The organism is Enterobacter sp. 241F3, assembly GCF_034106785.1.
Taxonomy (GTDB): domain Bacteria; phylum Pseudomonadota; class Gammaproteobacteria; order Enterobacterales; family Enterobacteriaceae; genus Enterobacter; species Enterobacter vonholyi.
Map to the genome: position 1 here is coordinate 397,549 of NZ_JAWNDD010000003.1, position 21,834 is coordinate 419,382.

Here is a 21,834-nt window from a genome sequence, read left to right on the forward strand (position 1 = left end):
CTCGCTACGGCGGGGTTTTTTGTTTTCCCGTTCGGGACCAATCCTAAATTTATCAATTTGGGTTGTTATCAAAACGTTACGACATCTTTGTGTTATCTTTAATTACGGCCCTGATGATTGTCGGGGCATCTCTGTGATTAAGGAGGAGCTTATGTCGTTAACCCTACGCGAAGCCAGTAAGGACACATTACAGGCAGAAAATAAAACCTGGCATTACTACAGCCTGCCGCTGGCTGCCAGAACGCTTGGGGACATTTCGCGTTTACCCAAGTCATTGAAAGTTTTACTGGAAAATCTTTTGCGCTGGCAGGACGGTGACTCTGTCACCCTCGATGATATCAAGGCGCTGGCAGGGTGGCTTGAAAATGCCCATGCCGACAGAGAAATTGCCTATCGCCCGGCCAGGGTGCTGATGCAGGACTTTACCGGTGTCCCTGCCGTCGTTGATTTAGCCGCGATGCGCGAGGCCGTTAAGCGTCTCGGCGGAGATACGGCAAAAGTGAATCCGCTTTCACCTGTTGACCTTGTCATTGACCACTCCGTAACCGTTGACCGCTTTGGCGATGATGACGCCTTTGGCGAGAACGTGCGTCTCGAGATGGAACGTAACCACGAGCGGTATGTATTCCTGAAGTGGGGACAGCAGGCGTTCAGCCGGTTCAGCGTGGTCCCGCCGGGTACCGGGATTTGTCACCAGGTTAACCTTGAATATCTGGGGAAAGCCGTCTGGAGTGAGTTGCAGGATAAAGAGTGGGTCGCCTATCCGGACACGCTGGTGGGCACGGACTCCCATACCACTATGATTAACGGTCTGGGCGTGTTGGGCTGGGGCGTCGGCGGTATCGAAGCAGAAGCGGCCATGCTCGGCCAGCCGGTGTCCATGCTTATTCCTGACGTGGTGGGCTTCAAGCTTACCGGTAAGCTGTCTGAAGGCATTACTGCCACCGATCTGGTGCTCACCGTCACTCAGATGCTGCGTAAGCATGGTGTGGTGGGCAAGTTTGTAGAATTCTACGGTGATGGTCTGGATTCGCTGCCGCTGGCCGACCGTGCCACCATTGCCAATATGGCGCCGGAATACGGTGCAACCTGTGGCTTTTTCCCCATTGATGATGTCACGCTGGAATACATGCGCCTTAGCGGGCGCAGCGAAGAGCAGGTCGCGCTGGTGGAGGCCTATACCAAAGCGCAGGGCATGTGGCGAAACCCGGGTGATGAACCGGTCTTCACCAGTACGCTAGAACTCGATATGGGAAGCGTCGAGGCGAGCCTCGCCGGGCCGAAACGTCCGCAGGATCGGGTTGCGCTGAGTGACGTGCCAAAAGCCTTTGCCGCCAGCAATGCGCTGGAGGTGAACGTGGCGCAGAAAGACCATCGCCCCGTAGACTATGTTCTGAACGGACATCAGTATCAGCTCCCGGATGGCGCGGTAGTTATTGCAGCCATTACCTCCTGCACCAACACTTCGAACCCCAGCGTGTTAATGGCGGCTGGTTTGTTGGCTAAAAAGGCGGTAGAGCTTGGGCTAAAACCTCAGCCATGGGTCAAGGCCTCGCTGGCACCGGGTTCCAAAGTGGTATCGGATTACCTGGCGCAGGCCAAACTGACGCCGTACCTTGACGAACTGGGCTTTAACCTCGTGGGCTACGGCTGTACGACCTGTATTGGTAACTCCGGCCCGCTGCCTGAACCCATTGAAACGGCGATTAAGCAGGGTGACCTGACGGTAGGCGCCGTTCTATCCGGTAACCGAAACTTTGAAGGGCGTATTCACCCGCTGGTGAAAACCAACTGGCTCGCCTCACCGCCGCTGGTTGTGGCATATGCCCTGGCAGGGAACATGAATATCAACCTTGCGACCGATCCGATTGGTCACGATCGCAAGAATGACCCTGTCTACCTGAAAGATATCTGGCCATCATCGCGTGAAATCGCGCTGGCCGTTGAGAAGGTTTCTACCGAGATGTTCCGTAAAGAATACGCGGAAGTCTTTGAAGGTACGCCGGAATGGAAAGCCATCAACGTTGCAGGTTCGGATACCTATGGCTGGCAGGATGACTCGACCTATATTCGTCTGTCGCCATTCTTTGATGAGATGCTGGCCGAGCCGGCACCGCTTAAGGATATCCACGGCGCGCGCATCCTGGCGATGCTGGGAGATTCCGTCACGACGGACCATATCTCTCCGGCGGGGAGTATCAAAGCCGATAGCCCGGCGGGCCGTTACCTGCAGAGCCGGGGCGTCGAGCGTCGCGATTTTAACTCCTACGGATCGCGTCGCGGCAACCATGAGGTCATGATGCGCGGGACCTTTGCCAACATCCGCATTCGTAACGAAATGGTACCGGGCGTGGAAGGGGGCATGACCCGTCATCTGCCGGGGACGGAAGTCGTGTCGATTTATGATGCGGCGGTCAAATATCAGCAGGAAGGTACGCCGCTGGCGGTGATCGCCGGGAAAGAGTACGGTTCCGGCTCCAGCCGCGACTGGGCGGCGAAAGGTCCGCGTTTGCTTGGCGTTCGCGTGGTCATCGCCGAATCGTTCGAACGTATTCACCGTTCGAATCTGATCGGTATGGGGATCCTGCCGCTTGAGTTCCCGCAGGGCGTGACGCGTAAAACGATGGGCCTGACCGGGGAAGAGCTGATTGAGATTAGCGGTCTGCAAAGCCTGCAGCCGGGTAAAACGGTGCCGGTGAAGTTAACCCGTGCAGACGGGAAAACCGAGGTGCTGGATTGCCGGTGCCGTATAGATACGGCAACCGAGCTGACCTATTACCAGAACGACGGCATTTTACATTATGTGATTCGTAAGATGCTGGATTGATGATACGAGCCCGGCACGCGTGCCGGGCTTTTTAGCATCACTCTTTCAGCAGATGGCCCATTTTGGCTGCTTTGGTATCAAGGTAGTGGGCGTTTTTCGGGTTACGGCCGACAATCAGCGGTACACGCTCGACGATGTTGATCCCCGCTTCGGTCAGGATCTCCACTTTTTTCGGGTTATTGGTCAGCAGGCGAACTTCGTCCACACCCAGCAGCTTGAACATATCGGCGCACAAGGTGAAGTCGCGTTCGTCAGCGGCAAAGCCGAGCTGATGGTTTGCTTCAACCGTATCGTAGCCCTGATCCTGAAGCGCGTAGGCGCGAATTTTATTTAGCAGGCCAATATTACGACCTTCCTGACGGTGATAAAGCAGCACGCCGCGGCCTTCTTCAGCAATATGAGACAGGGCGGCTTCCAGCTGGAAACCACAATCACAGCGCAGGCTGAACAGCGCGTCGCCGGTGAGACACTCTGAATGGACGCGGGACAGCACCGGCGTCTGCCCTGAAATGTCGCCATACACCAGCGCGACATGATCCTGTCCGGTTGCCAGTTCTTCAAAACCCACCATCAGGAAATCGCCCCATGGGGTTGGCAGTTTGGCTTCTGCCACACGTTTAAGCTGCATGTGATTCTCCAGAGTAGGCTGACACGTTTCGTGCCTTTGCCCTGTTTTGCTTTCTGTATCAGTTCATTTTGCCACAAGCTCAGCAGGTTCGCCTAATGGGCACCATGCTATATGAACGTTAAACGCACGATCCGACATATCCACCCAAAGGATTAATTTCAGTTATGATTGTGACGCTTAGCGAAAAAGGAGAAGACATGCTTTCAATCGCCAGACGTACGGCAGCAGGTGCGGCCATTTTACTGATTATGCCTCTGACCGTATGGCTTTCAGGCTGGATGTGGCAGCCCGGGCATAATGCCATGTGGCTGAAAACCTTATACTGGATAACGGAAACGGTCACCCAGCCATGGGGAATAATTACCCACGTACTCCTGTGCGCCTGGTTTCTGTGGTGCCTGCGCTTTCGCCTGCGTGCGGCACTGATGCTCTTTGCTATCCTCGGTGGCGCTATCATTGTCGGTCAGGGGGTGAAGTCCTGGGTGAAAGATCGCGTTCAGGAGCCGCGTCCTTTTGTCGTCTGGCTGGAAAAAACCCATCATGTTCCGGTGGATGAGTTCTACAATTTAAAGCGTAAAGATCGTGGCGCGCTGGTAAAAGAACAGCTTGCGGAACAGCAGGATATCCCGAAATTCTTGCGTAAACACTGGCAGAAAGAGACGGGGTTCGCGTTTCCTTCGGGTCACACCATGTTTGCGGCCAGCTGGGCGTTACTGGGGGTTGGGCTGCTTTGGCCAAGGCGTCGAACGATTACGATTGCGATTTTACTGGTCTGGGCGACGGGGGTTATGGGAAGCCGCTTGCTGCTGGGGATGCACTGGCCGCGCGACCTGGTCGTCGCCACGCTCATCTCATGGCTGCTGATCGTGCTGGCGACCTGGCTCACTGAACGATTCTGCGGCCCGCTAACGCCACCGCCAGAAGAGAAAGAAGAAATAGCCGAAAGGGACCAAACCGACGCCTGACGGTTGATATTCCGTATTTTGCCCATAGATCCATGACCTGCGCGTCACTTTTTCCGTTTCGCGCTCGTCGCTAAAATGGTAGTTTATAAGGCTGATTGCGGTAAATTGAACACACTTTATTCGCTTGAACCACATAACGGGAAGTAATGTGAAATATTTACTCATTTTCTTACTGGTATTGGCGATTTTTGTCATTTCAGTCACGTTGGGTGCACAAAACGATCAGCAGGTGACGTTTAACTATCTGCTGGCTCAGGGTGAGTATCGCGTATCGAGCCTGCTGGCGGTCTTATTTGCTGCCGGCTTTGCCATTGGCTGGCTGGTTTGCGGTCTGTTCTGGCTGAAAGTCCGTGTTTCGCTTGCGCGCGCTGAACGTAAAATTAGGCGACTTGAAAATAACATTGCCCCTGCGTCTGACATCCCGGAAAGCTCTGGCGTGCCGGTCGTGAAGGAATAATCGACTATGCTGGAGTTGTTGTTTCTGCTTTTGCCTGTAGCCGCAGCCTATGGCTGGTATATGGGCCGCAGAAGTGCGCAACAAACAAAACAGGATGAGGCCAATCGACTCTCCCGCGACTACGTTGCGGGGGTAAACTTCCTCCTGAGCAATCAGCAGGACAAAGCGGTAGACCTGTTCCTCGATATGCTGAAAGAGGATACCGGGACGGTTGAAGCGCATCTCACCCTGGGAAACCTGTTCCGCTCGCGCGGCGAGGTTGACCGCGCCATTCGTATTCACCAGACGCTGATGGAAAGCGCCTCTCTGACCTACGATCAACGTCTACTTGCAGTGCAACAGCTGGGGCGGGATTACATGGCCGCGGGGTTGTACGATCGTGCTGAAGATATGTTCTCCCAACTGGTGGATGAAACAGATTTCCGCATCGGCGCGCTGCAGCAGCTCCTGCAGATTTATCAGGCCACCAGCGACTGGCAGAAAGCCATTGATACGGCTGAACGTCTGGTGAAGCTGGGGAAAGATAAGCAGCGCGTTGAGATAGCCCATTTCTACTGTGAGCTTGCGCTTCAGCAGATGGGCAATGACGACATGGACAAAGCCATGGCGTTACTGAAGAAAGGTGCCGCCGCGGATCGAAACAGCGCGCGAATCTCCATCATGATGGGGCGCGTGTTTATGGCGAATGGCGACTACGCCAAAGCCGTTGAAAGCCTGCTGCGGGTGATCGACCAGGACAAAGAGCTGGTCAGTGAAACGCTGGAAATGCTGCAAACCTGCTATCAGCAGCTGGATAAGCAGGAAGAGTGGGTAGCATTCCTGCGTCGCTGCGTGGAAGAGAACACCGGTGCCACCGCTGAACTGATGCTCTCAGACGTCGTTGAACAGTATGAAGGAAGCGACACCGCGCAGGTTTACATTACGCGTCAGCTGCAGCGTCATCCGACCATGCGGGTCTTCCATAAGCTGATGGATTACCACCTTAACGACGCGGAAGAAGGGCGCGCCAAAGAGAGCCTGATGGTGCTGCGCGATATGGTTGGCGAGCAGGTGCGCAGCAAGCCACGCTATCGTTGTCAGAAGTGTGGTTTTACCGCGTATACGCTCTACTGGCACTGTCCTTCCTGCCGCGCCTGGTCCACTATCAAGCCAATCCGTGGCCTGGACGGGCAGTAATTTTTTAAAAGCCTTTATTTTAGTTACAACATACTAATGGCTTTTAACGCTTTCTCAACACCGTGCGGTTTGCTGGCCTGTCAGGGAAATAAATGGATTCTGTCAATTTGCGACGACGGCAGGTAGAATGCTGGCCGTTTATCTGTTCCGCGCCGCTGCGCGCCCATAGACGAAAAGGGCTGGTCATGACGTCTGTTACATCCTCCACTTCCCGAGTAATTACGGATTCTCCTGTTGTTGTTGCGCTTGATTACAATAAGCGTGACGCTGCACTGGCGTTTGTCGACGGCATTGACCCTCGCGACTGCCGTCTGAAAGTTGGCAAAGAGATGTTCACGCTGTTTGGACCGCAAATCGTTCGCGATCTGCAGCAGCGCGGCTTTGACGTTTTCCTCGATCTGAAATTCCATGATATCCCGAATACCACGGCGCACGCCGTTGCCGCAGCCGCAGAGTTGGGCGTATGGATGGTTAATGTCCACGCGTCGGGTGGGGCAAGAATGATGACCGCTGCCCGTGAGGCGCTCCTGCCGTTCGGTAAAGATGCACCGTTGCTGATTGCGGTCACCGTGCTGACCAGTATGGACGAAAGCGATTTACACGACCTGGGTGTGACGTTGTCACCAGCAGAGCACGCTGAGCGCCTCGCGCGTCTGACCCAGCATTGCGGCCTGGATGGCGTCGTCTGCTCCGCGCAGGAAGCGGTACGTTTCAAATCAGCGCTGGGCAAGGATTTTAAACTCGTCACGCCGGGTATCCGTCCTGCAGGCAGCGACGTGGGCGATCAGCGCCGCATTATGACGCCTGAGCAGGCGCTGGCTGCAGGCGTTGACTACATGGTCATTGGGCGTCCGGTGACGCAGTCTGCAAACCCGGCTGAGACGCTTAAGGCTATTAACGCATCGCTGAAGAAGGGGGCGTAATGACCGATTCCAACAGCCGCCTGGTCTATTCAACCGATAGCGGGCGTATTGACGAACCGAAAGCGAAAGTGGAACGTCCAAAGGGGGACGGCATTGTTCGGATCCAGCGCCAGACCAGTGGACGAAAAGGAAAAGGGGTTTGTCTTATCTCCGGCATTGACCTTGATGATGCTGAACTGACAGCGCTGGCAGCCGAACTGAAAAAGAAATGTGGCTGCGGCGGTGCCGTGAAAGACGGCATTATTGAAATCCAGGGTGATAAACGTGATTTAATTAAATCTCTGCTGGAAGCCAAAGGTATGAAAGTCAAACTGGCAGGCGGCTAAAATAAATGAGCCACGGCAAATGCCGTGGCTCGTGTTATATACGTGCGTATGTCAGACCTGAAATGCGTTTAAATATCGCATTACCGGGGAAGGCTTGGATAATTATTATTTGCCAACCTGGTGACCGATAATACCACCGACAGCAGCGCCACCTAATGTACCCAGCGTACTACCATCCGTTAATACTGCACCACCGAGAGCACCGGCACCGGCACCAATAGCGGTGTTACGGTCGCGTTTAGACCAGTTAGAGCACGCGCTCAGGGACATTGCTACAGTGATTGCCAGAACAGCGGCGGCTAATTTTTTGCTGGTTAAGGTCATAATACTTTCTCCTGAATTATCGATTCACGGAAAGATGTACGCATTAAGTATAGACGAATCGAATACTTAATTCTTTCTCCCGTGAAAGCTGGTCGCGCAGGCGTTACTTCATCACGCAGGTGATAGTCACTTCCTGTTATATCGCTAACAGTAATTTTACGACTTTAATGCAGGTTAAACAGGTAAAAACTCTTAAAGCAGGGTTAAGAATCATCTCAGAGAAAGAAGGGCGTATGCGCCCGAAGTTCGGGCGCGGAGGGGAGTCAGGCGCTGGTTTTAATAATATTGACGATCAGACCACTGTCTTCCAGTTTATTACGGTGTGCGTCGCTCAACCGCTCGTCGGTAATTACGCGGCTAAAGCGTGAAACGGGGCCCATCGTGTAAGGGTGAACGGCGCCAAATTTAGAGCTGTCTGTGAGCACAATGGCTTCACACTCTTTTTCCAGCACGGCATTCACTACGTCAGAGCGCATCATATCCCGGCCGGTAAAACCTGTCTCCGGCTGCCAGCCGTCAATCCCAATAAAGGCCTTGCTGAAATGAACCTGCTGGACGTACTGACGGGTCAGCGGGCCTACCATGCTTTCGCTTTTTTTCTGGTAAATTCCGCCGAGCAGTATCACCTCGCAGCGCGTCTCTTTGAGCAAATGCGCGATATAGCTGCTGACGGTGATGATGGTCACGTCTTTTTGATCGGCAAGCGTGCGCGCCAGAAGGGCATTACTACTGCCGTTTTCAATAAAGACGGTCTCGCCGTTGTTCACCAGGGACGCGGCAAATTCAGCCAGTTCACGTTTGAGCGCGTAGTTGTTCATCATGCGCGTCTCAACGTCATCACTGTCCAGAGGGACAGCATATCCGTGCGCACGACGCAGATAGCTCTGTTTTTCCAGCAGATTAAGATCCTGACGGATGGTAACTTCAGAAACGCCAGTGGTTTTAGCGAGATCGACTACGCTTACGCGTCCCTGATCGATGACCATCTGCAAAATGAGTTGTTGTCGGGAATTCATAGCATCCATTTAATAAAGCGAAACGAGGTCGGAGACAGTGGGGTTAAACTTCCCACGGCGCTTTTGGCTGTCCGTTTTCAGGCGTATTGTCAGCGCCATTCTGAGCGAGAAGTTCAGACTTCAGGATCTCGAGATTACGGATAGCAGAGTGGTAATCGCCTGCCACCAGGATATCCAGCACGGTATCAATACGTTGTGCTACAGCTTGTGCGTCAATAGTCGACATAATCTCACTCCAGGCGCGAAAAGTTAATATTTTCAATGATGCAGAAATTAGGGTCAAAAGAGAAGGGAAAAAATGCAATAACTAAATTACATAAACGTAAGTGATAAATTTATTCCCCCTCATGCAGCAGGCTTAATGAGTGGATTAGTCTAAAACTGCGCGCAAGGCGCTTTTTTATAAGAGGAATTAGACTATGACAGTTATCAATCAGCCTACCTGTACACTGTTTACCGACACTGAACGGTTCACGCAGCTGTCGGGTTATTACGAGGCGGAGCGTCACACCGTCTGGATGATGCTGCGGGCTCAGCCGCGACCTTGCTTTAACCATGCGTTAATTGAGGAGATCATGAACTTTTCATGGCTGGTTCGCCAGTCTGGCTTTGCGGTTGATTTTTGGGTAACCGGATCGCTGGTTCCGGAGATGTACAATGTGGGCGGTGACTTACAGTTCTTCGTCGAGTGCATTCAGAACGGACGTCGGGAAGCGTTGCGGGCGTACGCGCGCGCCTGCGTTGATTGCGTCCATGCGGCCTCACGAGGGTTTGATACGGGAGCCATCACTCTGGCAATGGTCGAGGGCAGTGCGTTAGGAGGTGGTTTTGAGGCCGCTCTGGCGCACCATTTCGTCCTGGCTCAGCGCGATGCCCGTTTAGGTTTCCCGGAGATAGCCTTCAACCTGTTTCCGGGTATGGGAGGATATTCCCTGGTTGCACGCCGTTCAGGCATGAAGCTGGCGGAGGAACTCATCTACAAAGGGGAATCCCATACGGCTGAATGGTACGAGCAGCACGGGCTGGTGGAAGTCCTGTTTGAACCCGGACAAAGCTATGTCTCCACCCGAACCTTCATCGATACGCTCCGGCCAAAACTGAACGGCGTAAAGGCGATGCTGCGCGCCCGTACCCGCGTTCTGCAATTGCCCCGCAGTGAACTGATGGACATCACGGAAGACTGGGTGGATGCTGCTTTCTGCCTGGAGCAGAAAGATATCGCCTACATGGAGCGCCTGGTCACGCTGCAAAACCGCCATCACGCGGCGGGTCTGCGTAAAGCCAGTTAACGTTGATTTCGCGCTTGATATCGTTTTAGCCACCGCTCGAATGCGGCAGCGGGCATCGGCTTAGCAAACAGAAAACCCTGCCGCTCGTTGACGCCGTTCTTGGTCAGAAAGGCGTCTTCTTTTGCATTTTCCACACCTTCGGCAATTACCTGCAGATTTAACGCCTGCGCCACGGCGACAATAGCGCGCACCAGTGACTGGGAAATAGACTGCTTATGAATGTCCCTGACAAAGGATTGATCGAGTTTAATGGCGTCGATAGGGAAGCGGGCGAGCTGCGAAAGAGAAGAGTAGCCGGTGCCAAAATCATCCAGATGAATTTGCGCCCCGAGTCTGCTGAACTGCTGGATCACGGAGAGCGCCAGCTCTTCGTTCTCGATAAGACAGCTTTCGGTCAACTCGACGTCGACCGGGCAGTATTCAAAATTCAGATCCTTCAGCGCCTGCTTTAAGTCGCTGAAGATAGTCTGGTCGGCCAGCTGTCGTGCAGAGACGTTCACCGCCACGCGCAGGTTAATTCCCTTATCGCGCCATTTTGCCACCTGGCGAACCACATCGAGCATCACCCAGCGCCCCAGCGGCACAATCAGCCCCGACTCCTCGGCATAAGAGATAAATTCCAGCGGCGGGATCAGACCGCGTTCTGGTGATTGCCAGCGGACCAGTGCTTCAAGACTTCTGACTTCCCCACGCCAGGTTATTTTGGGCTGATAGTGGATTAGAAGCTGATCGTTATCCAGTGCTTTACGCAGGTTGGTATCCAACCAGAGATACTCAAATACGCGCTGGTTCATCTCGGGTGAGAAGACGCAGAACTTGCCCCGGCCGTTCTCTTTGGCGGTGTACATGGCGGTATCGGCGTTACGAATGACGCTTTCCCGGTCGCTACCATGCTGCGGGGCGAGGGCGATACCCAGAGAGCAGCCGGTATAAATCTCAATCAGACCGATTCGGAACGGCTGGCGCAGACGGGTTAAAATGCGCGACGCCATCGCCTCCAGAGAGCCCTGTGAGGTATTGGTGGCCATGACGATAAACTCATCACCGCCCAGTCGCGCCAGCACCTGTTCCTCATCCAGACAGCTCAAAATGGCGAGGGCGACAGCCTGTAACAGCTGATCGCCAAACATATGCCCGTAAGCGTCGTTGACCTTTTTAAAGTTATCCAGATCGAGATACACCACGCCTACCTGCGTGTCGCCGCGGTTGGCGATGGCGTCAGAAATCAGATCGTGGATCGCATTGCGGTTTGGCAAGCCGGTGATGGTATCGGTATTGGCCAGCACGCGCAGCCGCTCCTGAGCGCGGCGCTCCTCGGTAATATCGGTCCCGGAACAGATAAGGAAAATTTCATTTTTACCGCTGCCGCTGTGAACGAATTTGTTTCTGAACAGAAACAGCCGCTGCCCTTTACGCGTTTTGATCCAGCGTTCGACTTCGTAGGAGCTGCCGTTGCGAAAAAAACCGGTAATATTGCGCTTTGAAGCGGCCGCTTCGCTGCGGCTCATAAACAGCTTAAATACGTTCTGGCCAATCACTTCCTGCTCTTTCAGGCCGGTATACTCTTCGCTAAGCCGGTTAAAACGCTGGATGTTGCCGTGCCGATCGAGAATAACAATCACGGAGTTGGCCTCAGAGACAACCTGTTCCGCAAAAGAGAGCCCTTGAGCCAGATCGCGCGCCACGGAGGGCGTATCGTTCCAGGCGGAAGCGGTTCCGGCCCACTCGTTACGGGTAATTTTGCGGCCCACAAGATGCACCGGGACATCTTCTCCGTACAGGGAGAGCGACATGGAAATGCTGGAGGTAATAACGGTTAAATGACGGATGAGATCGGCCTGTTCATCGTCCAGCGCCACGACCTGAGTGACATCGGCATTTTCGCTGGTGGAAAGGTGCAGAGCGTTGCTGTCAGCTGACAAGCGCCACCACGGGCTGTGAGTCCCCATGTAGCGAAACAGCAAATTCTGCTCCAGATCGTCCATCATGTTTTCTCCCGCAGCTGTTCATTAGCGCACAAATTATTCATTTGTTGTCGACTTTTCCGTTGAGAAACAGCGGCAAAACCGAAGTGAACCTATTGTTTTTCCCTGCTTTCTTATAATAAAACGAGTCAGATTAAAAAGGATACTGAGCGTATAAAAATTCACGCAACCGAATATAACAACACTCTTTTACTGTAGATAATTCTGGCGGTTTTGGGCGAAGGGATACTGAAAATAGTAAGGAAAAATAATGATTTTGTGGCGGGGGTAAAAATAAAAATTGTCGGCCCTTCCGAAACGAAAAGACCGACAATTGAAGCGGTTATCAGGCGACAGGACGCGCGATAATACTGCGGGTTTCCATGCGGACTTCGGCGATATTAACGTCAATCACGTCGGTGACTTTGTAAACTGTTTCACCTTTGATTTGCACGGTACCGTTTTCCTGACTACAGACCATTTCGTCGCGAACCGCATGCAGGAACGGCGCAGGAATAAACGCGACAGCACCGTTATCGACCAGGCGGACGCGCATGCCCCCGCGGCTGATATCGATGATCTCTGCGGCGAAACGGGTATCCGTACCGGCTTTATCCTGCATGAAGCGTGCGTACAGCCAGTCCCCAACGTCACGTTCCGCCATGCGGTTCAGACGGCGACGATCGGCCATTTGCTGCGTGGTGTCCTCCTGAGGACGGGCAATGGTTTCACCTTTGATAATTGCTTTCAGCAGACGGTGGTTAACCATATCGCCATACTTACGGATCGGCGATGTCCAGGTGGCGTAAGCTTCGAGGCCAAGACCAAAGTGCGGCCCAGGCTCGGTGCTGATTTCAGCGAATGACTGGAAGCGACGAATGCGGCTGTCCAGGAAGCCTGACGGTTGCGCGTCCAGTTCGCGGCGAAGCTTGCAGAAGCCCGGCAGCGTCAGCACTTCTTCCGGATCAACGTGCACATCGTGATTCTTCAGCAGGGCCGCCAGCGCTTCGGTATTTGCCGGGTCAAACCCGGTGTGAACGTTGTAAATGCCAAAGCCCAGTTTGTCGCGCAGCACGCGTGCGGCACAGATGTTGGCGGAAATCATCGCCTCTTCAACGATGCGGTTTGCAATGCGTCGCGGTTCGGCCACGATGTCCAGCACTTCGCCTTTCTCGCCCAGAACAAAGCGATAATCCGGGCGGTCCTTGAACACCAGCGCGTGAGTTTTACGCCACTCGCCGCGGTTCAGGCAGATGCGATGCAGGAGACGGATCTGCGCGGCAATGGCGTCGGAATCAGGTTTCCAGCTACCGGTATTTTCCAGCCAGTCGGAGACGTTATCGTAGGCCAGCTTGGCTTTCGACTCGATAGTGGCGGCGAAGAACTCGATATCGTCTTCAATCGCGCCATCTGCGGCGATAGTCATGCGGCAGGCAAGGACCGGGCGCACTTCATTTGGACGCAGCGAGCAGAGATCGTCTGACAATTCGCGCGGCAGCATCGGAATATTGAAGCCCGGCAGGTAGTTGGTGAACGCACGGATTTTCGCCGCGTCATCCAGCTTGCTGCCCTCGGCAATCCATGCGGTGGGATCGGCAATGGCAACGGTCAGATGCATTTTGCCGTCGGCGCTCTCTTCAGCGTACAGCGCGTCATCCATATCTTCTGTGCTCGCGCTGTCGATGGTGACAAACTCCAGCGCGGTGAGATCGCGACGGGTCAGACCCTCATCCTGCATCTCGGTCGCTACGCCGTTCGGCGCTTCTTTTTCAAGATTATGGCGTGCCAGCGTGACCCACCATGGCACGAAATGGTCGGCGCCAAAGGTGATGAACTGGGTCAGTTCAGCATAAAAACCGCGATCGCCTTTCAGAGGATGACGGCGCATTTCTGCTACGGCCCAGTCACCTTCTTTAAAATCATGCTCAACGCCACGGGCGGCGCGGCAGGGAATAGCATCTTTCAGCAGGGGATGATCCGGCACGATAGAAAGACGATCGTCTTTTCTCTGTACCTTACCCACAAAACGGGTCAGGAACGGTTCGATCAGTTCTTCCGGCTCGGCAGACTCGCGGTCCTTCTCGGTATGAATGACGGCCATGACGCGATCGCCATGCATCACTTTCTTCATCTGCGGAGGCGGAATGAAGTAGCTTTTCTGCGCGTCAACCTCAAGGAAGCCAAAGCCCTTTTCCGTGGCTTTTACGACCCCTTCTGCACGCGGCGTCTGGGAATGCAGTTGCTGTTTAAGCTGCGCTAGCAGCGGGTTGTCCTGAAACATAATGTTCTATTTTCGTAGCCATTGAGCGGCTGACAGTTTTACGCGATTCTCACTGTCTCAGCAAGCGGTCTTTGGGTAATGAGTGTGGTTATTCCTCTTTACCAAACGCGACTTTCAGACGATTAAGCCAGCCATCAAACGCACTCCGGGTAAGCAGCGTGATGGCTTGTTCGCCCGTGAGCCCTTGATCCGTGATCGGGGTAAACTGCGCGGCGCTGAAGCGGTCCGGAGAGCGTGTCAGCAGTTCGAGCGCCGCTGAAAGTGCGGGAGACGTCAGTGGGATCTCTTCGCGAGTGTTTAACAGGATTTCGCCGGTCAGATCGAGCAGCGTCGGTTCATGACAAAGAACTGGCGTCAACGCCTCAAGCGCGGGTTCAGCCTGCCAGCGGGACAGGGACTCAAGCTGATGCGCATTCGCATAGCGCAGCTCAACGACAGGTAAAAGCGGCGTCCACGCATCGTGGCTCGCGGGGAGCGTGTGCGGCTGAATATGATGTCCCGGCAACCAGCGAACAGGATGTCCCAGCAGGGCCTGGAAAATTGCGACCACGCGCGCCTGAAAACCGATAAAGCCGATAATCTGGTTAATTACCACGATGTCGTACGTGGACAGGCCCACCTCGTCAAGCTGGTTGCGGGCTTTATCATCGATCACATCTGGAGAGCTGGAAAGCTGGCGGGCATACTGCGTAATTTGCGCCAGACGTCGGTTGCTTTCGCGCGAGGAGTCCGGGCCGGGAAGCGGGGCGAGGAGGGCGGCATAGTGGTTACAGAGCCGCTGAACGCCGCAGGCCTGTGCGACGGTTAGCGCGGTACTGAGCCGATCGTAGGCGCTGAGCGTATGCAGGCGGTTCACGGGAATCGAGAGCGGAAACAGCTGGTGGCATAAGGCTCTGGCAGGAGCAAGCCAGCCAGAACAGGCGGCGACAATCTCATCAGGCAAGGCTAAATCGAGCAAAAAACGATCGTCGACGTTAGCGGCTTCGGGCACCAGGGGCAGAACATCCGTCTGCGCGTGGTTTGACTGGGTCTCGTGATACCAGTGGCCTTTGCCGGAAAAACGGCGTTGTTCCATGTGCGTTCCTTGATCTCAAAATGGCGATCAATATCCTGGCGTAAGGCAGATAAAGGGAAAAATATTGTTAGGTGATAACAAATAGCAGAACGGAATAACGAAGGGATAGGGCGGGGGGAAACCTCTCTTCCCGTGCGGGAAGAGAGTCACAGCTTATTTAATTTCCAGCTCGTTCATTGCAGCGATGTTGAAGCCGCCGTCAACGTGAACCACTTCGCCGGAAATACCCGCGGAAAGGTCAGAGCACAGGAATGCTGCAGAGTTACCCACATCTTCAATGGTAACGGTACGACGAATCGGGGTAACCGCTTCGCAGTGAGCCAGCATTTTACGGAAATCTTTAATACCGGAAGCTGCCAGGGTGCGGATAGGACCTGCAGAGATGGCGTTAACGCGCACGCCTTCAGGACCCATTGCGTTCGCCATGTAGCGTACGTTGGCTTCCAGAGAGGCTTTCGCCAGGCCCATAACGTTGTAGTTAGGGATAGCACGTTCAGCGCCAAGGTAGGACAGGGTCAGCAGAGCTGCGCCCGGGTTCAGCATCGCGCGGCAGGATTTTGCCATCGCAACGAAGCTGTAGGAGCTGATGTCGTGAGCGATTTTAAAGCCATCACGGGTAACCGCGTTTACGTAGTCGCCGTCCAGCTGGTCGCCAGGAGCGAAGCCGATGGAGTGAACGAAACCGTCGAATTTCGGCCATGCTTTTGCCAGTTCAGCAAACATCCCGTCGATGCTTTCGTCTTGTGCAACGTCGCATTCCAGAACGATGCTGGAACCCAGCTGCGCGGCAAACTCTTCAACACGGCCTTTCAGCTTGTCGTTCTGATAGGTGAACGCCAGCTCAGCGCCTTCGCGATGCATTGCCTGTGCGATGCCGTATGCGATGGACAGTTTGCTGGCAACGCCAGTCACCAGAATGCGCTTACCGGAAAGAAAACCCATAGCTTTAATCCTTATATTCATTGCTTATTTTGCCTTGTAATTCATAGCGTTACAGGCAGTATTTCAAAATCATTCGAAATTAGCTCGAAATTATAGCCCACTCACAGCCCCTTGTGTCACGATATTTCTCGCACTTCTCGCGAGAGATATGCCTCAGATGGTGCCGGGCGAACTCAATCAGGTTGTTTCGCATCTGGCCGGGCAGACTAACGCGAAGCTCCTGAAAGGACGGTGAGGCATTTCCCGGACCAGCCCTGTAGCTTTGCGCGCAGTGGCAAAGTGAGTCGTAACATTCACTGCCGGAAACCTCGCCTGCGAGAGTGAGAAAGGCTGTAAGCACCTTTGATATTTTCCAGCATCCGTCCAGTATATCATTGAGCCTTTGATTCGCCTCATCCAACCAGAGGGGAAGAGTAACCACTCCTGGTGTGTTTCACGAAAAGCAGACCATCCTTTATAGAATCCCATCGAATTAATATCGCTCACTCGTTGACCGTTCATGAAACCTGGATCCAGACTCAAGCCAACCCAGCTCTTCATTTACGTGGCAGCTTCCCCGATCGAGACTTTCTTCGAAAGTTAGCCTGTGTTGCGGAACATCGCCCTGCATTTGTTAACTATTTGTTTTGATGTTGAGTCGGCGAATAACATAATGTCTATTTATAAACAAATTTCGCCCTGTTATTAACGTTTATGTACGTATATTCTCGGCGGGTCTATGAGGAAACCTGGCGGTAAAAACAGCGTAAAGAATAAATTCTTATACCTGATATGTTGCGCGGCGCAAAGACTTTTTATAAATGAAAAGGGCTCTTTTTTATTTTGAATCGCTTACTTTTACAAGTTTCCGAAATTTTTTTTGTGCTGGTCGGGTGTTGAGAGGCTTTATGTCATTGGTTGTACTTACGAAAAATAATTTCCTGCGGCTTGCGCTCCACTCTATTTGCGATGAGCTTGATTTAAAAGAAAATACCTGCGTGATTGATACTGAATCTTTCAGTGCACTTATAGATATTTTATACGAAATATATACCAGGGATTTAGTATCTTTTCGCCGAGTTATTCTGCTGGGAGGTGATGATATTGGTTCAAAGATACTATTTCCCTTAAATGTCATTTCACTTGATTCACCTCTCACGGTGCTGAAAAATCAAATGTATACTGGGTATAGCCTGAAAACCGTGCTGGAACGTATTCACGAGTGTAGAAGACTGGTTGCACTGACTGATGGCGAGCGCTTGTTTGCTCAATACTACAGCTCGAGAAACTCGATTAAAAACATAGCGCGTAGAATCGGTTTAAGTGAAAAAACGGTGTATCATCAAACGGCGAGTGCAGCTGCAAAACTTAACCTGCGTTCGGGAAAGGAGTTTCTGCTTTTCCTGGACCGAGAGTTTAGTAATAATCCTGGTCGTTAAACCTATAAAAATGCAGTTCGCAAGCTAATCGAGGTCATTGAGCACTGGCCGGGTACCGCCGGCTCAAAATGGCGCTGAAAGGGGGTACTTGCGAACGGGGCAGAACAAAATTCGCGGAGCACTCTGCGTCTGGCATTTTTATTTTACAAAACAATATCCATAGGTATATTTTCCATTTTTGGACGATATAGTAGATGTAAGAGTGCTGGGTGCAAGTGTAAAATATAAAAACAGTTTAATAAAAATTTGGCCATGCTAAATGAAGCCCTTTTATCGTCAATATATTAATCCATCATTTTTTCTATTTTTTATTCTGGCTGTATATTTCCTTGCAGCGCTGTTAGTTTATGTTCCTAACATGGGCGGAGATGGCCTCAGATTACCGCATAATATAATTTGCTGGGGAGTGATGTTATTTATAATTCTGGCATCTGGTTATTGCATATTGTTGCGTAAAAAAATAAAGACAAATGAGGCTTTAGCCTTTTTCATTATCGGTGCGTGTTTAATGTCGCTTCCATTATTGTGGAGTGATAAAGATGTGATGATATTCGCGTTGCCGAGATTTGCTGGTCTCTGGGGTGGTGTGCTTTTTTACCTGGCGCTACTGCAAATTCCAATCCGATTCTCGATGAAAATCCGATTGATTATCGTATTTGTCATAAGTGCACTGATTCAGGCGTATCTTGGTTTTTGGCAGTTACTGGTCGCCTCACCAGATAATTTCATGGAGTTCATACCGGGTACACGGCCTTACGGTATCTTTCAACAAGTTAATGTGTTGGCGAGTTTTGTTGCCACGGGTTATGCGTGTACCTTGTGGCTATTGTTTCAGGCAAAAACAAAGCGGTCTTGCTTTTTACTTCTGTTCGCAACGGTTGTTTTTACGGCAATTTTAGAGATCTTACAATCCAGAGCTGGAATGTATGGCATCATTCTTTATTTAGCCTTGATTTTGCTAGCCCGTCATCGCCCAAAGGTAAAAGGTGTCTTTATTGTCTATATCATGTTAGTAATAGGGACGTTATTAACCATTCATATATTAAAGAATTTAGGGTTCGCTGAGCACTTTTTACGGTTTGTTGGCTCGGTTGACAAAATGGGGTCGAACGCTGAACGGTGGAGAATAATTACTATAACCTTATCGATGATTCAGCGGCATCCTTTGAGTGGCTGGGGGTATGGAGGTTATGAGTTTCATCTTTCGAGGTTCGCACTCCACCATTTTGATTATCTTTTTGACGGAGTCGATAATGCCCACAATGAATTTTTATTTGAATGGGCAGAGGGTGGGGTGCTGGCTATTACAGGGATGGTTTTTATAATTGTGGGCTATTTCTATCTTTTACGCAGATACTCGCCATCACGAATTGCGCTGTGGGGGTTAGCTTTACCGATAACGTTTCATATGATGGTCGAGTATCCATTACTGCTTTCTACACCGCACTGGATGCTTTTATTGCTGATTTGCCGTCTGGTAACATCAGAAAAATGTAGCAAACGGAAGAAAAATAGTAATCGATATGGAATAGCATTGCTATTAGTTGGCGTTATGGGTGTCCTCTTTATGCTAACTGGGTTTCGTACGGGCATGGCGCTTACGGAATTTGAGCGTAACAAAATGCAGGATTTTACAGCAGCATCCACGGTATTGAATCCATGGGCTCAATGGGACCGCTGGCAATACGACTCGCATACATCCATGCTACTCAAATACTATCAGACGCATCAACCTGAACTATTAATAAGTTACGTTGAATGGGGTAAAAAGTATCTTATGCACAGGAATGATTTAAGAGTGTTTAAAAATATGGTGCAGATAAATAAAGTGTATCCTCAACAAGCAACAACAACATGGTTGCAGCAGCAATGGTACGATTACTACCAGTCAGTCGAGAGTGCTCATAAAGTAAATTGAATCATGAAGGGCCATTGTGGCCCTTCTTTTGTTAGAAACTTTTGGGGAGTTGCTTTGTGATTTCGACGAGTTTACCGTTTCTGGTCTTGATGTATCCACCCTCAGCCAGTTGCGAAATGATGTTATAAATCAAACTGCGCGACAGGTGCGTCGTTTCCTGAATATAGGCCACAATACCGGTTCGACTTAAATCACTTACCTCTTGTTTTTTCATGTACTCAAGCAGTTTGGCTCGAATTATGGAGTAAGAAGTTTTACTCACCAAATGTTCGTCCCGGTAGACCATCATATGAACTGTAAAGGCGAGTACTTCTGCGACATCCTGCCAGAGTTGCTGCTCGGTAATAATTGATTTGGCATATTCACTTGGCATGCATGAAACCTTCGAACTCCGCGAAGCTCGAAAGTAGTAACGGCCAAGGGGTTCAAATAAGTCTCCAAGGCCTGCAACAATGGGGCCTGCTGTTACTGATACTTTCAGGTCATCATAGGATCTGTGAATGGATACAGAACCATTGCTCACGAGCCAAAGTGTGTTCGTAGTTTTTTGCGACTTAATCCTGGTCCGGTTGGATGTTGATTCATAAGGTGTTGAAAACGGCAGTAATGCATCATGAATTTTGCGTAATGCCCCGCCTGGAAATGTGATCGCATCTAATGCCATATAACTTTGTAAGGGGAGGGCATCAGGCGAAATCACCGGTGATATGCTCCCTTCTGTTGCGATGGTTTTTGTATGCTCATTTATTGATTTTGGTTTCGTTGACATTGTGTCACCCTTCGGTATCGAAGCAGTACTAACGATAGCAGTAAGAATCAGTACTTATGATAGCAGCAAATGGCTCAGGCATTCATGACAACGCTGAAGGCCGAGGGTTTGCTGCAAGATGGTACTTTTTTAGGGGGGGAATTATGGCTGAATATAAACGGACGTCAACAATGATATTTTAATTGTTTATTTTTAACAATCCAACAACAACGATTCCAAAAGTGTACGCTTTATCTTCTTCAGACAATCCACGCTTTTTTATAGAATGATTTCCGTCTGATGACGTTAGTCATTTGAAGGTATCAGTATCAATGTTGTGAAGTTTATTTAGACGTGTTGTTAATGTGAATTTGTTCAACTTGATACTCATCATAATTGGAAAATATAAATTTTAAAACAGGATTTATGTAATGAACGCAAAAAAAATACTGCTGGCAATGGCACTCTCTTCCTTAATGGCCGCAGGTGCTCATGCGGCGTCAACCGATCAGGGACACGGTAAAATTACATTCCTTGGTTCTGTTATTGATGCGCCATGTTCTATCGATGCAAAAAGCCTCGATCAGACAATTCAGCTGGGTGCAATTTCTAAAAATCAGCTCTCTGAAGGTGGTAAATCTACGCCGGTAAGCTTTGATATCCAACTTCATGACTGTGATTCCGCAACGGCGAATAAAGCGTCCATCACTTTCAACGGCCTGGCTGGGGATAAAACTGATGGTCTGGACGGTGCTTTTGCTGTTACCGGTCAGGCAGCTGGTGTGGGTGTAGTGATTGCCGATATGGGTGGCAAAGTGATTAAGCCGAGTACCAAATCAGCTCTCGCAGCCATGAATGATGGTGACAATGATCTGCAATTCCTGGCCTACGTACAGGGGTCAACTGCTTCTGACGCCGTCGTCCCAGGAAACTTTGGCGCTATCGCTAACTTCATGATGACCTACGAGTAAGTAAATACTGTCTACCCGAAAGGGTAGACATCTATTCATGGAATTGTGAGGGCCTATGTTGACAGCCGTAGTTCTTCGCCAGTGCTTTGCTGTTGGTGTGCTTTTTTTGTTTTCTTTCGTATGTCACGCTTCCGAACTCGGGCGTGTTAGCGTGTCAGGCAGTATTTATGAGAGCTCTTGCTCAATAGATATGGCATCGACGAAACAGATAATCGTGATGAAAACCGTGTCTGTAGGCCAATTAATGCAGAATGGTGAAGCCGGAAACACGTTGCTCAGAATTCATCTGGTGGGATGCTCAACACAATTAGATGATCACCGTTTTTACATAACTTTTAATGGTCCCAATGACGATCGTGAAACATTCCATGTTCTGGGAAATACGCAAGGTGTAGGCATACGTATTAAAGATGAAAACGGGGTGCGTATTAAACCGGGTGAACCATCTTATATTAATCAGTCGATGGCTAAAATAAATACCCTGGACTACACCCTTACATTAACGGGTAATGGGGAAATACTGCATCCTGGCTTTTATGCCACCGTTGTGCGCATGAACCTTGATTATTTTTGACTGATTTAAGGT

20 protein-coding genes are annotated in these 21,834 nt (G+C 51.2%); 11 read left to right on the forward strand and 9 right to left on the reverse strand.

The features are described from left to right. The first annotated feature begins 151 nt into the window (after positions 1-151). Positions 152-2,827 carry an aconitate hydratase AcnA gene (gene acnA, locus UR504_RS12310; RefSeq protein WP_302235356.1) on the forward strand — a complete coding sequence of 892 codons (2,676 nt, stop codon included), beginning with the start codon at positions 152-154 and terminating at the stop codon, positions 2,825-2,827. 37 nt (positions 2,828-2,864) lie between these two features. Here acnA and ribA read toward each other — a convergent pair whose 3' ends face one another. Next, a complete protein-coding gene (gene ribA / locus UR504_RS12315; RefSeq protein WP_008501210.1) occupies positions 2,865-3,455 on the reverse strand; it encodes a GTP cyclohydrolase II in 591 nt (196 codons plus the stop codon). Positions 3,456-3,652: 197 nt separating this feature from the next. Here ribA and pgpB point away from each other — a divergent pair, with 197 nt between their 5' ends. From pgpB to yciH, 5 genes are all read left to right on the forward strand, one after another. Then, the gene (gene pgpB, locus UR504_RS12320) at positions 3,653-4,420 is read left to right on the forward strand and encodes a phosphatidylglycerophosphatase B (protein ID WP_115876076.1); all 768 of its coding nucleotides are present in this window, start codon (positions 3,653-3,655) and stop codon (positions 4,418-4,420) included. A 148-nt stretch (positions 4,421-4,568) separates the two neighbouring features. Further along, the gene (locus UR504_RS12325; RefSeq protein ID WP_302235357.1) at positions 4,569-4,877 is read left to right on the forward strand and encodes a LapA family protein; all 309 of its coding nucleotides are present in this window, start codon (positions 4,569-4,571) and stop codon (positions 4,875-4,877) included. Positions 4,878-4,883: 6 nt separating this feature from the next. Further along, entirely contained in the window at positions 4,884-6,053 is a 1,170-nt protein-coding gene (lapB, locus tag UR504_RS12330; RefSeq protein ID WP_111965952.1) for a lipopolysaccharide assembly protein LapB, read from the forward strand. A 185-nt stretch (positions 6,054-6,238) separates the two neighbouring features. Then, positions 6,239-6,976 (forward strand): orotidine-5'-phosphate decarboxylase, encoded by a 738-nt coding sequence (gene pyrF, locus UR504_RS12335; protein WP_302235358.1) that lies wholly within the window; start codon positions 6,239-6,241, stop codon positions 6,974-6,976. Continuing rightward, positions 6,976-7,302: a stress response translation initiation inhibitor YciH gene (gene yciH / locus UR504_RS12340; RefSeq protein WP_115875427.1), complete on the forward strand. Its 327-nt coding sequence runs from the start codon at positions 6,976-6,978 to the stop codon at positions 7,300-7,302. The genes pyrF and yciH overlap by 1 nt, the downstream gene beginning before the upstream one ends. Before the next feature lie 105 nt (positions 7,303-7,407). On the opposite strand, the gene osmB is transcribed toward yciH, so the two are convergent. From osmB to UR504_RS12355, 3 genes are all read right to left on the reverse strand, one after another. Beyond that, positions 7,408-7,626 carry an osmotically-inducible lipoprotein OsmB gene (gene osmB / locus UR504_RS12345; protein WP_008501216.1) on the reverse strand — a complete coding sequence of 73 codons (219 nt, stop codon included), beginning with the start codon at positions 7,624-7,626 and terminating at the stop codon, positions 7,408-7,410. Between the two features lie 263 nt (positions 7,627-7,889). Further along, entirely contained in the window at positions 7,890-8,642 is a 753-nt protein-coding gene (locus UR504_RS12350; protein ID WP_115875425.1) for a DNA-binding transcriptional regulator YciT, read from the reverse strand. Positions 8,643-8,685: 43 nt separating this feature from the next. Further along, complete coding sequence (locus UR504_RS12355; protein ID WP_111965955.1) at positions 8,686-8,868, reverse strand: hypothetical protein; 183 nt, start codon at positions 8,866-8,868, stop codon at positions 8,686-8,688. A gap of 193 nt (positions 8,869-9,061) precedes the next feature. On the opposite strand from UR504_RS12355, the gene UR504_RS12360 reads away from it, so the two are divergent. After that, the gene (locus UR504_RS12360) at positions 9,062-9,931 is read left to right on the forward strand and encodes a crotonase/enoyl-CoA hydratase family protein (protein WP_302235359.1); all 870 of its coding nucleotides are present in this window, start codon (positions 9,062-9,064) and stop codon (positions 9,929-9,931) included. Here the strand turns inward: UR504_RS12360 and pdeR are convergent. The 4 genes from pdeR to fabI all read right to left on the reverse strand — a co-directional run bounded on the left by pdeR (position 9,928) and on the right by fabI (position 16,193). Next, a complete protein-coding gene (pdeR, locus tag UR504_RS12365) occupies positions 9,928-11,919 on the reverse strand; it encodes a cyclic di-GMP phosphodiesterase (RefSeq protein WP_115875422.1) in 1,992 nt (663 codons plus the stop codon). The genes UR504_RS12360 and pdeR overlap by 4 nt on opposite strands. A 322-nt stretch (positions 11,920-12,241) precedes the next feature. Continuing rightward, complete coding sequence (locus UR504_RS12370; protein WP_302235360.1) at positions 12,242-14,176, reverse strand: exoribonuclease II; 1,935 nt, start codon at positions 14,174-14,176, stop codon at positions 12,242-12,244. A gap of 88 nt (positions 14,177-14,264) precedes the next feature. After that, complete coding sequence (locus UR504_RS12375) at positions 14,265-15,251, reverse strand: CMD domain-containing protein (protein ID WP_127731289.1); 987 nt, start codon at positions 15,249-15,251, stop codon at positions 14,265-14,267. Between the two features lie 153 nt (positions 15,252-15,404). Then, positions 15,405-16,193: an enoyl-ACP reductase FabI gene (gene fabI, locus UR504_RS12380; protein ID WP_003856831.1), complete on the reverse strand. Its 789-nt coding sequence runs from the start codon at positions 16,191-16,193 to the stop codon at positions 15,405-15,407. Between the two features lie 887 nt (positions 16,194-17,080). Here fabI and UR504_RS12385 point away from each other — a divergent pair. Both UR504_RS12385 and UR504_RS12390 read left to right on the forward strand, forming a co-directional pair. Next, a complete protein-coding gene (locus UR504_RS12385) occupies positions 17,081-17,611 on the forward strand; it encodes a helix-turn-helix transcriptional regulator (protein WP_302235361.1) in 531 nt (176 codons plus the stop codon). Positions 17,612-17,870: 259 nt separating this feature from the next. After that, positions 17,871-19,529: a PglL family O-oligosaccharyltransferase gene (locus UR504_RS12390; protein ID WP_302235362.1), complete on the forward strand. Its 1,659-nt coding sequence runs from the start codon at positions 17,871-17,873 to the stop codon at positions 19,527-19,529. A gap of 31 nt (positions 19,530-19,560) precedes the next feature. On the opposite strand, the gene UR504_RS12395 is transcribed toward UR504_RS12390, so the two are convergent. Beyond that, entirely contained in the window at positions 19,561-20,298 is a 738-nt protein-coding gene (locus tag UR504_RS12395; RefSeq protein ID WP_274239746.1) for a helix-turn-helix domain-containing protein, read from the reverse strand. 410 nt (positions 20,299-20,708) lie between these two features. On the opposite strand from UR504_RS12395, the gene UR504_RS12400 reads away from it, so the two are divergent. Beyond that, positions 20,709-21,248, forward strand: coding sequence for a fimbrial protein (locus UR504_RS12400; RefSeq protein WP_274239745.1), 540 nt, complete (start codon positions 20,709-20,711; stop codon positions 21,246-21,248). 55 nt (positions 21,249-21,303) lie between these two features. Then, positions 21,304-21,822: a fimbrial protein gene (locus tag UR504_RS12405; protein WP_274239744.1), complete on the forward strand. Its 519-nt coding sequence runs from the start codon at positions 21,304-21,306 to the stop codon at positions 21,820-21,822. Positions 21,823-21,834: the final 12 nt, after the last annotated feature.